This is a genomic window from Neolewinella xylanilytica (assembly GCF_002934605.1).
GTDB lineage: Bacteria > Bacteroidota > Bacteroidia > Chitinophagales > Saprospiraceae > Neolewinella > Neolewinella xylanilytica.
Map to the genome: position 1 here is coordinate 2,064,334 of NZ_PTJC01000005.1, position 14,744 is coordinate 2,079,077.

Annotated in this window: 11 protein-coding genes; 5 read left to right on the plus strand and 6 right to left on the minus strand. The window is 60.8% G+C overall.

The window, feature by feature from the left end; translation table 11 throughout:
- Positions 1-34: 34 nt before the first annotated feature.
- The 6 genes from CLV84_RS08005 to CLV84_RS08030 all read right to left on the minus strand — a co-directional run bounded on the left by CLV84_RS08005 (position 35) and on the right by CLV84_RS08030 (position 5,683).
- The gene (locus CLV84_RS08005) at positions 35-2,425 is read right to left on the minus strand and encodes a S9 family peptidase (RefSeq protein WP_104419192.1); all 2,391 of its coding nucleotides are present in this window, start codon (positions 2,423-2,425) and stop codon (positions 35-37) included.
- A gap of 362 nt (positions 2,426-2,787) precedes the next feature.
- Complete coding sequence (locus CLV84_RS08010; protein WP_104419193.1) at positions 2,788-3,135, minus strand: hypothetical protein; 348 nt, start codon at positions 3,133-3,135, stop codon at positions 2,788-2,790.
- Positions 3,136-3,201: 66 nt separating this feature from the next.
- Entirely contained in the window at positions 3,202-4,026 is an 825-nt protein-coding gene (locus CLV84_RS08015) for a M15 family metallopeptidase (RefSeq protein ID WP_104419194.1), read from the minus strand.
- Positions 4,027-4,131: 105 nt separating this feature from the next.
- On the minus strand, positions 4,132-4,539 hold the full coding sequence (locus CLV84_RS08020) for a hypothetical protein (protein ID WP_104419195.1): 408 nt from the start codon (positions 4,537-4,539) through the stop codon (positions 4,132-4,134).
- A 25-nt stretch (positions 4,540-4,564) separates the two neighbouring features.
- Positions 4,565-5,035 carry a c-type cytochrome gene (locus CLV84_RS08025; RefSeq protein WP_146088751.1) on the minus strand — a complete coding sequence of 157 codons (471 nt, stop codon included), beginning with the start codon at positions 5,033-5,035 and terminating at the stop codon, positions 4,565-4,567.
- Between the two features lie 87 nt (positions 5,036-5,122).
- Positions 5,123-5,683, minus strand: coding sequence for a DUF3575 domain-containing protein (locus CLV84_RS08030; RefSeq protein WP_104419197.1), 561 nt, complete (start codon positions 5,681-5,683; stop codon positions 5,123-5,125).
- 304 nt (positions 5,684-5,987) lie between these two features.
- Here CLV84_RS08030 and CLV84_RS08035 point away from each other — a divergent pair, with 304 nt between their 5' ends.
- The 5 genes from CLV84_RS08035 to CLV84_RS08055 all read left to right on the plus strand — a co-directional run bounded on the left by CLV84_RS08035 (position 5,988) and on the right by CLV84_RS08055 (position 14,732).
- Positions 5,988-7,280, plus strand: a complete 1,293-nt coding sequence (locus CLV84_RS08035) for an ATP-dependent DNA helicase (protein ID WP_104419198.1) — start codon at positions 5,988-5,990, stop codon at positions 7,278-7,280.
- 99 nt (positions 7,281-7,379) lie between these two features.
- A complete protein-coding gene (locus tag CLV84_RS08040; protein ID WP_170067618.1) occupies positions 7,380-10,544 on the plus strand; it encodes a VIT domain-containing protein in 3,165 nt (1,054 codons plus the stop codon).
- Positions 10,541-12,883, plus strand: a complete 2,343-nt coding sequence (locus tag CLV84_RS08045; RefSeq protein ID WP_104419200.1) for a sensor histidine kinase — start codon at positions 10,541-10,543, stop codon at positions 12,881-12,883. Before CLV84_RS08040 ends, CLV84_RS08045 begins: the two co-directional genes overlap by 4 nt.
- The gene (locus CLV84_RS08050) at positions 12,873-13,625 is read left to right on the plus strand and encodes a LytR/AlgR family response regulator transcription factor (protein ID WP_104419201.1); all 753 of its coding nucleotides are present in this window, start codon (positions 12,873-12,875) and stop codon (positions 13,623-13,625) included. Before CLV84_RS08045 ends, CLV84_RS08050 begins: the two co-directional genes overlap by 11 nt.
- Before the next feature lie 201 nt (positions 13,626-13,826).
- Positions 13,827-14,732: an NAD(P)/FAD-dependent oxidoreductase gene (locus CLV84_RS08055; protein ID WP_104419202.1), complete on the plus strand. Its 906-nt coding sequence runs from the start codon at positions 13,827-13,829 to the stop codon at positions 14,730-14,732.
- The last annotated feature ends 12 nt before the right edge of the window (positions 14,733-14,744 follow it).

Consider the following 14,744-nt stretch of genomic DNA (forward strand, 5'->3'; position numbering starts at 1 on the left):
TCCACGGCCCCGGAAAAGCGGGCGGAAGGTGACATTAGTGTCCGGTGCTCGTAGTGAGCGGCTTACGCTTCATCACCTTTTTTCCTTCCTTTCGGTACATTTCCATCCACCGGTACATCTCCCACAGCATATGGAGAATACTTTCCTCGGCGGCGTAGCCATGATCTTCATAGGGCAACAAGCACAGGCGAGCGGTTTTTCCGAGGTTGTCCAGGGCCGTGAACATTCGTTTGGACTGGACCGGATAGGTGCCGCTGTTGCTATCTTCCTCCCCGTGGATGAGGAGCAGGGGGCTGTCGATCTTATCGGCGTGTACGAAAGGACTTAGCCGGACGTAAGTATCCGGTACCTGCCAGAAGGTGCGCTCTTCCGCCTGAAAACCAAAGGGAGTAAGGGTACGGTTAAAGGCGCCGCTACGGGCGATCCCGCCGGCGAAGAGGTTGGTATGCGCCAACAGGTGGGCGGTCATGAATGCCCCGTAACTGTGTCCGCCAACGTAAATCCGGTTCGGATCGGCCACGCCCATTTCCACGAGCTTGTGGACCGCCGCGCGGGCGTTCATTCGCACCTGCTCGATGAAGGTTTCGTTGGGTTCCTCATCTCCTTCGCCCACGATTGGCATGGCAAAATCGTCGAATACCGCATACCCCGCGGCGAGGAAGGGTAGGGGAGAGAGCGGAGAGACGCGTCGAAACTGGTGACTGCTGGTAAGCACCTGCCCCGCTTTGTCCGCATCCTTGTATTCCTGGGGATACGCCCACATCAGGATCGGCAGCGGCGCGTCCTTTCCGGGATCGAAGCCTTCCGGGGTATGCAGTTCCCCACTTAGCTGAACCCCATCCGACCGCTGGTAGGTGACCAGTTCGTACTGGCTGTTCCGGAGCTGGGGGTACGGATGGGGAAAGTCGGTGATCCGAAGTTCTTCGCCGGAGGTCAGGTGGCGAAGAAAAAAATTGGGTCGTTCGTTCGACTGTTCCCGCGCTAACAGAAAGCGATCGGGATCTTCGTCAAGGAAAAACAGGGGGCGTTCGAAATAGGGCGGTGTAGACTCCCACAGGCGTTTCCGCTCGTGGCTCGTTAGGTTGAAAGCGTCAACGAAGGGTTGGGGGCCTTCCGGGCTGTGCCCGTTGCCGATGAGGATAAGGGTTTCTCCAGCGTCACGGGTGAGGAGAATGCTGTGATCGCTCGGCAGAGAAACCGTGACCACGTTTCCGGGGTCATTGTAATTGTCTTCCCAGTTATGATCGAACAGCACTTCCGGTTCCCGTTGCGGATCATCGGGGAACCACCGCCGGGTGACTTGTCGACGGCTACTCCATTCCCAGTCAACGGCGATGGCCAGATCGCCACGTCCCCAGCGCAGCGCTCCGAAGCGAAGGGGAAGACGGATACTCTTCCGGGGTTCTCCGGTAAAGGGAGCTTCGAGGTAGAAAAGCTGTTCCCGGTAGTCTGCCTGCTTGCGGGGGTCACCGTCGTCGAGAGCCTCGGTCCAGTACAGCTGAGCCGGGTGATCGCTGCGCCAACTGTAACGCCGGGGTTCGGTGATGACCGCTCCGAAGGCCGGGGGCAGGTGCTCCACGATAGGGCGCCGCGCCAGCTCCCTTACTTCATTCCCTTCCCGGTCGAGGAGCAGCACTTTATCGGCAAATTTATCGTAGGGCACGTTGAAGCTGAACGGCTCAACGACGTAGGTGATGACGAACCATTTCCCGTTCGGACTATCCCCCAGGCCCGCGATGATGCCGGGTTCCGCCCATGCCGTTTCGTTACCGGTGTCCAGCCGATGCAGGTAAAGTTGGCTAGTGGCGTAATAGTGAAACAGGCGAACGTCATAGTCGCTCTGTAGCAGGTTGGTGTAGGTCCGGTTGGCCCCCTCCTTGCCGGAAGAGTCCTGCACCTTGGGGCCCGTCACCGTTTCCGAATCTACCGGTTTCTCCACCCCGGCGATTTGCCGTTTGATGAGAAAACGGTCGTTCCCGATAAAATCGTAGGGTACGCCGCCCAGGCTGTTGTTGATATCGTTCCCGCCTACTCGTGTGCAGTTCAGGGTATCCCGCTCCGCGGTCCAGAGCTGGAGTCCGTGGCCCGTCACTTCACAGAACGCGATCCGAGACCCGTCGGGGGACCAGGAAAAGTAGCGAAACATGGCTCCGTCGGGAAGCCCGCGAAACGCAAGATCCGTGCCGGTAGACACTCGCTGCAAGCGTGGATTAAAGAATCCCCGGCTACCGTAGGGGGTGAAGTTGCTGGGGTTGATTTGCCGACCCGCGAGCTTCACCTTCGGTTCCTTCAGCTCATTGATACCGGGGTACATGGGCCGGTCGGCGATAATGATATAGTCGCGGTCCGGTCCGAAGAGCATCAGCGGATCCGGCTTCAAATTTACCAGATCGGCAATGGCATCGGGGGGACGTTGGTAGAGCATTTAGGGAAGGGAGGTTAGTCTTAGTCGGGTAGTCTTTTAGTCTTTGAGTCGGGTAGTCTTTTAGTCTTTTAGTCTTTTAGTCTTTTAGTCGGGTAGTCTAGTAGGGCAGTGGAGGGCAAGGGTGGTAACGAATCACCTACGGGAGTAGCGGATGCGTCGAGCATATCACCCGAAAGACCGCTCCCGTGGTACTCCGATATCCGATAGGCGATGAAGGACGGGCGAGTCCAGCGTATGAAGGGCTATGAGCCGAACGAATCCGCCACACGAAAGGACGAACGCACCGGGATGCTGATGCTTGAAACGACCGATAGGCTAAAAGACTAACGAACTGCCAGCCTAAAAGACTACCAGACTCCCCCTCATTCCTCGTCGTAGCTAGCGTCCTGGGTGTCGATGACCATATTGGTGATCGTGTAGTCGCTGAACTTTTCGAAGTGGTTGAAGGCCAGATTGGATGGCCAGTTGCTTTCGTCTTCCACCCATTCGGATAGTAGATTCTCCAGAATGGTACGGTAGTTCTTTTCCAGCCATTCCTCGGCTTCGTCGATGTCACCGAAATCAGGCAGCAAATACACCGTGGTGAGGTCACTGGTGTCGTCAAAATCAATCTCATCTTCCGCGGTGGGGTCTTCGCGTATGGCCCAGCGCAGAAGCGCCTCGCTCGGGGTGACGATGAGGGCGTAGCGATTGATATCGTAAAGTTCCATAGGCTTTCTCTTGTGTGGAAGTGTAAACGCCGGGTACCCCTTGAGAAGTTTACCCGGTGTTCGGCTCTATTCTTTGCAGCGCGGGTTCACGCCGAGTACGTAGTTCTTCACGACTTCGATCCGAGGGGCCGCTTCCGCTCCCGCGAATCCGCTGATGTCGGCATCGGCCAGCGCTTCGGCGGCGTAGTCGGTCAGTTGGGTGGCCAGCGGCAGGTAGCTCCAGTGCCACCGTTCTTCCTCGTAGCCATTGGGTCGCTCGCTTCCCTTGGCCGTATAGGGTTGGCAGAAGCCGTAGTCGGCGGCGTGGGCGGTGAGCCAGTCGTACACCTGTTTTCCTTCCCCCTCGTCAAAGTAGCCGTTGTTGAGTGCATTGAGGTCGATGTCGGTGCCCCAGTGGTGGCGACTGGTACCGGGCATGCTGGAGTAGCGGAGGATGGCCCGCGCGCGATCAGCGGGATCGGGGTACACCTCGTCTGCCTTCTCCGTGCCCTCCAGCAGCCGCTGGCCGTTCCATTTTGCTTCCCAGATCTGCTTTTGCCGGTCGAAATTGCGGGTGGCGGAAACGATCCGGAGGCGTACGCCGTCTTCCAGGGCGGCGGCGTGCATCCGCTGGAAGGCCGCGTAGGTAGCTTCGTGCAGCAGGTAGGGGTCCCCGTCGGTATAGGTGTCGGCGACCCGGACGAACGCCTCGTTCACCGCCGGGTCGAATTTTCCGGTCAGGTAGGTGTACACGGGCAGACCGGCAATGCTGTCGGTAAGGGGGCGCCGGGGCGCGGGTGCCAGGCTATCGACGTTACCGGAGGGTGACGCAACTCGTTCACCCCCGGTCTCTCCGGACTCCGAGCAACTGAACAGGGGAAAGCAAAGTAGGAGGAGCAAGAAGTAACGCATCGCGCGAAGGTACTACCTGCTCGTGGGCTCGGCCGTGGAAGGGAGATTGCCCACGGATTCGCTACCCGCCGAGGCACCTCGGGGCTGCTGAAAACCCAGGGGCCGCTACCCTTCGGAACCAGCGCGCGGAGGCGCTACGATGGCACTCAGTTTCATGAGAAAGTAAACCTCGAAGCCGGTAAAAACGAAGTACAGCCAGAAAAAAGGAAGAATGAACAGCTTGCTGCTCGGTTCGGCTACGATCACGTAACCGACTACGAGCATGCCGCAGAGAAACATCTTGGCCATGGTGCCGGCCAGGAAAACGTTGCTGAATAACATGCGATTCTCCGCTCCCGCGCTCCGGCGCCCCAAAAAGAAAAGCGCGACGCAGACGCCCAGCAGAAGGACGAGCGTCACTACGGTGAAGGGGATGGCGTAATTAATGTCCATCAGCCAGTGGCAAAGGCCGATGCCGAGGACTGCCAGAAGGGTAGTGCCGGCCAACAGTACGAAAAAACGGGAGGTTTCCATGCCGCGAAGGTACGGAGCCGGCAGACTAGCCCCGCGCCCGGGTTTCCACGAAGGCCAGGATGGCCGCTACGTCCTCATCGCTGAGGTTGGCATAATTCGACATGACCGACGGCCCCCACTCGGCCCACAGCTCGGTAGCCCGGGGGTGGCCGCTCCCCAGCAGGCGTTGGCTGTTCTGCACCCAGCGGTAGAGGTCTTCCCGCGGATAGGCCGACCAGCGCGTGGTAACCCCGGCGAGTGCCGGCGCGGTCATATCCCGTTGCATGTTGCTATCGTGGCAGGCGCCACAAGCGTTTTCCCGCCAAAGTGTCCATCCGCGCCGCGCCAGCGAATCACCCGCCAGGAAGTCGGTGTACATACTACCTCCATCGGTTAAAGGCGCGTCCTGTACAGGGTGATTCGTTTCCCCCAGCGCGTTGAGGCAAATAATACATAAGGTAAACAGGATGCCGGTGGTGCCCAGGTAGAGAAGCCGCAAAGGAATGTAGGTACGCATCGATCCGCTTTTTTCTAAGTTCGGTCCGGCGGAATCGTCGGTCAAGCTAGCGGCCAATGTTTAGACTTTTTCCAGATAGTAGGGTGGCTAGTCGTGGCGACCCCCGCCGATCCGCCAGCCCACGATGATGCCCATGCGCAGGTCGATGGCGGTAAGGGCACCGATGGCAGCGGCGTACTGGGCGTCGTTGTCGTTACCGCCGAAGGTAGCCGCGCGGCCTACGCCCAGGTTCAGTTCGAAGACGAAGCCCCCACCGGTTACCCATTTGTGGCCGGTTAGGATGCCGAGGGCGGCGCGGGCGGCATCCACCGACTCGTCCGTATCCCGATTCGTGCCGGTGAGCTGGCCGAGCTTGCCGTAGCCACCGACGTAGAAGCGGTCGAAACCCGCGCGAGGATTGAAGTAGTACCGAAATTCCGGGATTAGCCGAAGGTTGCGGTAGCGGTAGTCGTCTACCTCGTTAGCCAGCAGACCGAGGCTCGAGTAGGCCGCCCCGACCGAAAAGGCGGTTTGCTGGCCGAATGGGAACTCGGCGGCGACGTTTACCCCCCAGGTGATGGCCGACCCCGCGTTGATTTTGGCATCGACCTGGGCGGTCGCTGCGCCAAAAACGAAAAGGGAAAGCAGGAGGGTAAACAGGTGTTTCATTACCGGGTGGTTAGTGAGTGAATGCCATGGTTTAGCGTAACGAAAGTAGGTAGCGGCACATTGTCGCAATTGAAGGGTGCGGGGGTTTAAGGGATAATTAGCTAGTCTTCTTATGGGGTCGTTAAAGTTCGTCCGGACACCCGCAGGTCCTACGGACACTCCGGGGTCCGGTGCTTTTCACCGGGAGCGATGCAGCACCTCGGCGGGTGGCGCGACGCGGGAGCGGGACCAGCGTGGGTACGGAACCCGGAAGCAGGCCCCGCCGGAATCGTCCGGACACCCGCCTGACCATTACCTTCGCGCCATGCCCCAAGCCCTGCAACTTTCGGAAGATTTTAATTACGCCCTGGAGCGGATGGAGGCCGGTGCGCACTTATTCATTACCGGTCGAGCGGGAACGGGAAAATCCACCCTGCTCCAGATCTTTAAGCGCAGCACGCGGAAAAACGTGGTCGTGCTCGCTCCCACCGGCGTTGCCGCCCTGAACGTGAGCGGACAAACCATCCATTCTTTTTTCAACTTCCCGCCCCGGCTGCTCCAGTCGAAGGACGTTCGCCCCAACCGCCGGAATAAGCGCCTCTTCCTGAACCTGGAAACCCTGGTCATCGACGAGATCAGTATGGTGCGGGCCGACGTCATGGAGGCCATCGACCTGGGGCTGCGGATGAACCGTGACAGCGACCAGCCCTTCGGCGGAGTGCAGCTCATCCTCTTCGGCGACCTCTTCCAGCTGCCGCCGGTGGTGAGCAGTGACACGGAGCGGGAGTTTTTTTCGCTGCGTTACGCCAGTCCGTACTTCTTCAGCGCCGATTGTCTGGACTACATCGACCTGGAGATGGTGGAATTGCAGCAAGTATACCGCCAGGATAGTCGGCACTTTTTACGCCTGCTGGAGAGCATCCGCAATGCCACGATCGATTACGACGAGCTCGCCGACATCAACCAGCGCTGTCTACCCGACTTCGAGCCCGAAGAAGGGATGAACTACCTGACCCTGGCCGCTCGCAACGCTACGGTGACGCGAATCAATGGCGGTGCCCTGGAGGCCCTCGATACCCCCGAGCACCTCTACACCGCCGAGGTGAAAGGAGACTTTCCGGACCGGCTCTTCCCCGTACCCCAGATCCTGCGCCTGAAGGAGGGGGCCCAGGTAATGACCCTTCGCAATGACGCCGACCGCCGCTACGTGAACGGGACCATCGGCACGATCAGGCAATGCAAACCGAAGTCGGTCGTCATCGAGATCGTGGAAGAAGGCCGCCCCGTGGAGGTGGAAGTCGAGTACGACGAGTGGGACATCATCCGCTACACCGCCGACGGCGCGGATCTTCGCAAGATCGCCACCGAGACATTGGGTACCTACCGCCAGCTGCCGGTCCGGCTAGCCTGGGCCGTCACCATCCACAAGGCGCAGGGCAAGACCTTCGACCGCATCATCATCGACCTGGGTAAGTCGGGCGCCTTCGAGCACGGTCAGACGTACGTCGCCCTCAGTCGGTGCCGCACCCTAGAAGGCATCGTACTGCGGCAGCCGCTGAGCTTGCGGGATGTGATGGTGGACCCGGAGGTGGTGCAGTTTTACGAGGGAAAACGCTAGCCACCCCCGAATTCTCGGGAAAACCCCGCGAATTCTAGATCGGCGATCCCGCGTCCCGCCATGGCCCCGAACATTGCCTTGTCACCAAAGAACAACGCAATGAAATACTTCCTGCTATTCGTACTCCTCTGTCTGGGTTCCGGTTGGATCTTCGGGCAGTCGGACAGCCCCTACTTCCTGGTGGACGGATCGGAGGCCGCCTTTCCCCTCGAATCCACTACCGCCGACGTCGACATTGCCGGCGTGATCGCCAACGTAACCGTCGAGCAGGTTTACACCAATCGCGGTAGCCAGGCCATCGAAGCCACTTACGTGTTCCCTGCATCGACCGAAGCCGCCGTTCACGGTATGGAGATGTACATCGGCGATCGCCGCATCGAGGGGGTTGTGATGCGCAAGGCCGGGGCGAAGGCCACCTACGAAACCGCCAAAGCGGAAGGGAAGCGCAGCAGCCTGCTCGAGCAACACCGACCGAACGTCTTTCAGATGCGCGTAGCCAATATCCTGCCGGGGGATACGGTCCGCGTACGCCTGCAGTACACCGAATTGCTGGTGCCGGCAGGTGGGACCTATCGATTCGTCTATCCAACGGTGGTGGGACCCCGCTTCACCGGTGAGGACGAGAAGGGCGAGGGCTTTGCCGGCCAGCCGTATTCCGCTTCGGGTACGCCCACGCGGTTTTCGCTCCAGCTTCACCTGGCCGCCGGTATGCCGATCGCCAGCCTGGAAAGCCCGACCCACCCGATTTTAATCACGCCGGCCGGTCCGAACGCCACCGATCTACGCCTCGACCCGGGGCTGACGGCACCCGGCAACCGCGATTTCGTCCTGGAATATCAGCTGGGGGGAGCCGGTATCCATACCGGCCTTTTGCTCTACGAAGGGGAGGAGGAAAACTACTTTCTCTACATGGCGCAGCCGCCGGTAGCCACCTCGTCGGACGACGATTCGTCCGACGAGGATTCGTCCGACGAGGTCCCCGCCCGGGAATTCGTCTTTATCGTTGACGTCAGCGGCTCCATGACCGGCTTTCCGCTGGACGTCACGAAGAAATTGATGGCCGATCTGGTAAGCGATCTGCGACCCCGCGATTATTTCAACATCCTACTCTTCGCCGGGGCCGCCGATACCTGGCGTTCGGCTTCCGCGCCCGCGACCCGCGAGAACCTGGCAGCCGCTACGGAATGGGTGGAGGGCGTCCGTGGCGGCGGTGGCACCGAACTGCTGGCTGCTTTACGGCAGGCCTATGCCTTGCCGGCGCCCGGGGAAAGCGGTCGGACGACTGCTCGTCCGACGAGTTCCGGTCCCGAAGCGCTCAGCCGAAATTTCGTGATCGTCACCGACGGCTACATTTCCGTAGAGCCCGAAGTTTTCGACCTCATCGATCAGCACCTGGACCGGGCTAACGTCTACACCTTCGGCATTGGCGGGAGCGTCAACCGCCACCTCATTGATGGCATGGCGCGCGTAGGTCGCGGCCGGCCGGCGGTGGTACTCGACGAAGCCGCTGCTGCTGTCGAGGCCAGACGCTTCCGGGAATACATCGCCAAACCGCTGCTGACCGATGTCCGACTGAGCTATGCCGGGTTCGACGTTTACGACCTTGAACCCCTATCGCTTCCCGACCTGGGATCCGAGCGCCCGCTGATTGTCTTCGGTAAGTACCGTGGAAAGCCGAAGGGCGAACTCGTACTAAGCGGTAGTACCGGAGCCGGCGATCTGCTGACGACCTACCGGGTCCGGGATAGCCACGCCGATCCGCAACACGCGGCCCTGGCCTACCTCTGGGCCCGCCACCGGATCCAGCGATTGGACGACTACAATCAGCTCTCCCCGGACGATCAGCGGGTCGAGGAAGTTACCCGCCTCGGACTCGATCACAATTTGCTGACCCGCTACACCTCCTTCGTGGCGGTAGATAAAACGCCCGCAAGAGAACCAGGCACCGACCTGACCACCGTCAAGCAGCCCCTTCCGCTGCCGGCCGGCGTATCGGCCAACGCGGTCGGCTTTTCGTTGGGGGTTGCCGGTGTTTCCGGCCTGCCCACCCAATCTTCCGCGCTGCCCTGGTGGAGTTATGCGACCGTAGCCGCCGTGCTGGCCCTCTTCTTCGTCGGCTTTCGGAAGCTACGCTCGCTGAGTCCCCTGGTGCTCTTACTTCTCGTGTTTACCGCCTGCAAGCCTAAGCCGGATACCAGGGCCGAGACCGCGCTCATGCCCGAACGCGCTCCCGAAGTAGTGGAGCCGGTAGCCCCTACGTCCAACACGACGCATGAAAGCAAAGTGGCACCGATCACGACCCCCCCCGTAGCGACATCCCACACGGAGGAGTTCCTTGCCGCAACCAACGACATCACCTTCATCCTCGGCCGCGATCAATCGGATAATCCCTACTTCGCCCGCGCCGAACGCTACTTCCGGGAACAGGGGGCGGAACGGATCGTCACCGGGCTGGAAAGCCTCGCCGCCGTGCGATACTACCTGGATAGCCGCCGTCCGCGGGAAGGGTGGGGACGCATTCACCTGGTGGTCCACGGTAACCCCTGGTCGGGATTGGCCGTAGGCCGCACCGCCGCTGAGAAGCGCACCACCGCCCAGCAGCTTTCGGAGTGGTCGCCCGCACCTTTATCCGGGATCAACGAGGCCACGCGGATCGTGCTCCACGGCTGCGGACTGGGTAGCGACCGGGACCTGCTGCGGGAGCTAAGTCGCGTATTCGGTGGCGAGCGGACCTTTCCGGAGGTAGAAGCGACGGAGCAGTTCACCCTGTTCCGGGAAGGACCCCGGGGCATGGAGCGGCACTACGCCGACGCCTACTTCCGGGCGCGTCCGCTGGGGGATTATCCGCTGCCGTCGGTGATGGCTGTCCGCTTCGGGCGAAAGTATCCCCACGTCGCGGTCGATTGGGAGGCCGCATTGTCGCGCGATCGCTTCACGGAAGCCCTGCTGCCCTACCTTTATCAGTTCAACGTACCGGTCGAGTGGCTGCACGTCCACCCGGAAGGCGGTGCCGTTTACCTGCCCGGGCGCGAGGCTGAACAAGCGGCATGGTTGGAAGGGGAAGAGGCGCTGATCCGCGAACTCGCCCGAATAGGACTGACCCACGCTGATTTCCGCTGGACTTTCGATCGTACCACCTACCGCCTGGCGGATGGAAGCCGGATCCCCGCCGCCCGGGCACTAGGAACTTCGCGCCTATTCTGCGTGCTCGTGCCGGTCGATCAGGCACGAACCGTACGGCAGCGGTACTTTCGTGATGCATGATTTTTCGCATCCTGGCACTATTGTTTTCGGTCGGACTGGCCGCGCAGGAGTACGGCTACCGCCAGTACTCCACCGCGGCCGGTCTGCCCGATGCCCGGGTCGAGCGGGTCGTGGCCGATTCCCTGGGCTACGTCTACGCCCTGACGCCGCTGGGGTGGGTGCGCTTCGACGGGGAGCGGTTTACGGATATCGACCAACCTCCAGCAGGCGTGCGCGATGACACCTGGCTGTCGGAACGGGAGCTGGAGACAATTCGCTACCGCTACCTCGAGGGATCGCCGTTTGCCAATACCGAGCTACTCGACCTTACCGAAGACCTGCAAGGCTACCGATGGCTGGCAACCGGTAATCAGGGGCTGTTGCGTCAGTTGCCTAGTAGCTTCGTTACTTATCCGGTGGAGGGGGCGGCGGTGACCGCCATCGGCACCTACCGGGATACCCTGTACATCGGCACCGATGGCCGGGGACTCTACCGACTGGTAAACGATACCCTCCAGCCCGTGGATATCGGAGCCGAACTGGAAGGGCTGCGCATCACCGCCCTGGCCGGTAGCGCGGACCACCTATTCCTAGGAACGGCCGGCAGGGGAGTGTTCGTGGTTAATCCGGACACGCTGGTGCAGATCCGTCAGCGAAATGGGTTGCCCAGCAATTGGATCCGGCAGCTGGTCGCCGGCGATTCGATTCTCCGGGTGCTGACCGTAGCGGGCGAACTGGCGGAGGTGGTGGTTCGGGATTCATCCGTGGCCGTTCGGAGGGATTCGGTAAGCACCGAAGGGTCCACCCGGTATTCGCAGTTGCTGAACGGGCCGAACGACGTACCTCTCCTGATCCAGGCCGATCCAGCGGTAGTGCGGCAACTCCTCGAACCGGGCTTTCTGATCAGCGGAATCCCCGCAATAACGGGGGCGAGCCTGCGCCGGACTACTCAACTCTGGCTCAGTGCCGAAGACCGGGGGGTCTACTTTACCGACTTGGAAGCAAGCCCTTTCCGCTTCGGCCGGGTCGATGAACGATTATTCGGGGACGCAGGGGCATTCCAATGCATTCTCGCCCTCGGGGAGCAGCGCGAAGTATGGGTAGGTATCGACCGGGGCGTGAGCCGCCTCAGCCTGGACCAGAACGGTCAGCCGCTTTACGCTCGGCAGTACGGGTCGGGGGAGGGGTTTCCGGTGGCCGGGGCGGGACCGGCGGTCATCTTTGCTGATCCCGCGGGGAGGGTCTGGTTCGGTACCCAGGCCGGATTGGTGCGGTTCGTCGGACGGGGCCGCGAAGCTTTCCGGCAACCCCCACCAACAACCTTAGAGGGGATTACCCTTTTCTACGACACCATTACTGCGGGCAAATCGGAATTTCAGGCCCGGGAAAACCACCTCGGATTTCGTTTTCGGGCGGTCGACCTGACTTATCCGGAACGGGTCCGCTATCGGTATCGACTATCGCCACTGGAACCCGACTGGTCTCCGGAAACGCGGGAGAACGCCGTAAGCTACGCCGGTCTGCCCGGAGGTACCTACACCTTTAGCGTAGCGGCCAGCACGGACGGGAACACTTGGGGGCCGCCGGCGACCTATGCCTTCACGATTGAAAGTCCGCTGTTACTCCAGCCCGCCGTCCTGATCGCCGGGGTCTTGCTGCTCAGCGGTATACTGGTCTTGGGCTTTTACGTTTACCACCGCCGGCTACTGAAGCAACAGTTGGCGATACGCGACGGTCTGCAGCGGCAAAACGACTTGCTCCGGCTGGAACAGCAGGCTAGGCAATTGCAAATGAACCCCCACTTTCTCTTCAATGCCCTCAACGGCATCCGGGGGTTGGTGGACCGTACCGAAGCCCGCGAACAACTCAGTAGGTTTGCTGCCCTCATGCGGGGCATTCTGCACAATAGCCGACAGGAAACAATCACCCTCGCCGAAGAGCTGGCGACCCTCGAGCAGTACCTAAAAATGGAACAATTTTGCCAGCCGCGGCCCTTTACCTACCGCATCGAAACCGCCGAGGGCCTGGACCCGGAAGAAGTTGCCCTGCCGCCGATGCTCTTACAGCCCTTCGTAGAAAATGCGATCCTTCATGGCTTCGGTGGCCTGGATCGGGAGGGAAGCTTACTCCTTCGATTCTTTTTGCGCGGGCGCAGGTGCCACGTTGAAATCCAAGACAATGGTGTGGGCCGGCACGCAGCCGAAAAGCGGCGGGAAACCCGTAGTCCCGGTCACAAATCCGTAGCGGTCGGGATCACGCGCGACCGTATCCTCGCTATGGGTGGGCGGCTGACCATTACCGACGCGGTTCCCCACGGGACGCAGGTTCAACTTGAAATTCCCGTATTCTATGCCTGGTAGCGCCACCTATACCGCCGTCATTGTCGAGGATATGCTTCCGGCCCTGGAAAGCCTGCGCCGGGACCTGGCCGATTACTGCCCCGAGGTTAACGTGATCGGTACCGCCGGCGGGGTGGTGGAAGCGGCCAAACTGCTGCGAAAATCGCAACCCGATCTGCTTTTTTTGGACATTCTGCTCGGGGACGGAACCAGTTTCGACCTCCTCGAGATCTTGCCGGAACTGACGGCCCGCTTGATCTTCGTGACCGCTTCGGATGAATTCGCCGTCCGGGCATTTCGCTTCGCCGCGGTGGATTATCTCCTTAAACCCGTGGAAGGGGCGCAACTTCGCGCGGCCGTGGACCGTGCCCTCGCTCAGATCGGCCCCGCCCCCGCCGGCCGACTGGACCTGCTGCGGGATACGCTGCGTAATCCCCAATCGCTACCGGACCGGCTTTCCTTACACACCGCCGATAATATCCTAGTCACCAAGATCGACGACATTATCCGCTGCGAATCCGACAACAACAATACCCGCTTCATCGTCGAAGGACAGAAGCCAGTTTACGTGACCAAAACGCTCAAGCACTACGAGCGCCTGCTGACCGAACATTCCTTCGTGCGGGTCCACCAATCGCATCTGGTCAACTTTCGCCACGTGATCGAATTTAAGAAAATAGACTCCGGCTATTTGCGACTCAGCAACGGTGATGAAGTGCCGGTGGCCAGCCGCAAGCGTGCCGAGGTGGTAGCCCGACTATAGGCATGGTCCCGGGGTTGCGTGGAAGCACCATTGTCCGGGGGATCCTGGATTGAGCGAAGGCGAAAGAAGCGCGGTTTGCCGGCCCCGCGATTCACCTGCGCACCGTCGCCCACTTCCCGATTTTTTACCAGAAGAGGGAAAACGAACCATGCTAATGCAACTCAATCGCATTAGCGTGGTTTTCCTGAAAAATCTCCTCATATGCAGCAGTCTTACGAAGTGATCATCATTGGTGGCAGCTACGCCGGTCTTTCAGCGGCCCTGGCGTTGGGCCGGTCGCTGCGGCGTACGCTCGTGATCGATGCGGGCGATCCCTGCAATAAGTCCGCCCCGGCTTCCCATAATTTTCTCACCCACGACGGGGCCGCGCCGGCGGAGATCGGCCGGATGGCGCGGGAAGAGGTGCTCCAGTACAAGACGGTCGCTTTCCTGGAGGATTCGGCTAGCGCGATTAGCGGGGCGGACGGTGACTTCCGGGTATCCACGCACGCTAACGGGAGCTTCCAGACTAAAAAGGTCGTTTTTGCCACGGGACTGCACGACGAGCTGCCGGACATTCCCGGCGTACGGGAATGCTGGGGAAAAAGCGTCATCCACTGTCCCTACTGCCACGGCTACGAGGTGCGCCACCAGCCTACCGGCATCCTGATGAATAGCGAGCATACCCTGCAGATGGTCAACCTGATCCGCAACTGGACGGAGCAGCTCACGCTATTCACCAACGGGCCGGCTACGATCGACCGGGATAAAGTGGCGGCCACCGGTACCCGGCTGGTCGAGCAGCCCATCGATCATCTGCTGCACGACGCCGGTCAGCTGCGGGGGATCTGCCTGACGGACGGCTCGGAAGTCGACCTGCGGGCGCTTTACCTCCACCCGGTCCTGACCCAGAAATGCCCCCTGCCCGCCGCGATGGGCTGCGAACTCGCCGACAACGGTACGCTGTGGGTGGACGAGTTCAGTATGACCACCGTTCCGGGCATCTACGCCGCAGGAGACTGTACCACCCATATGCGGGCCGTTTCTTACGCTACGGGCGGCGGTACGCTGGCGGGCGCCATGGTCAATCACGGACTGGTCATCGATCAATCGGCCGCCCGGGCCTAAACCACCAGCCAG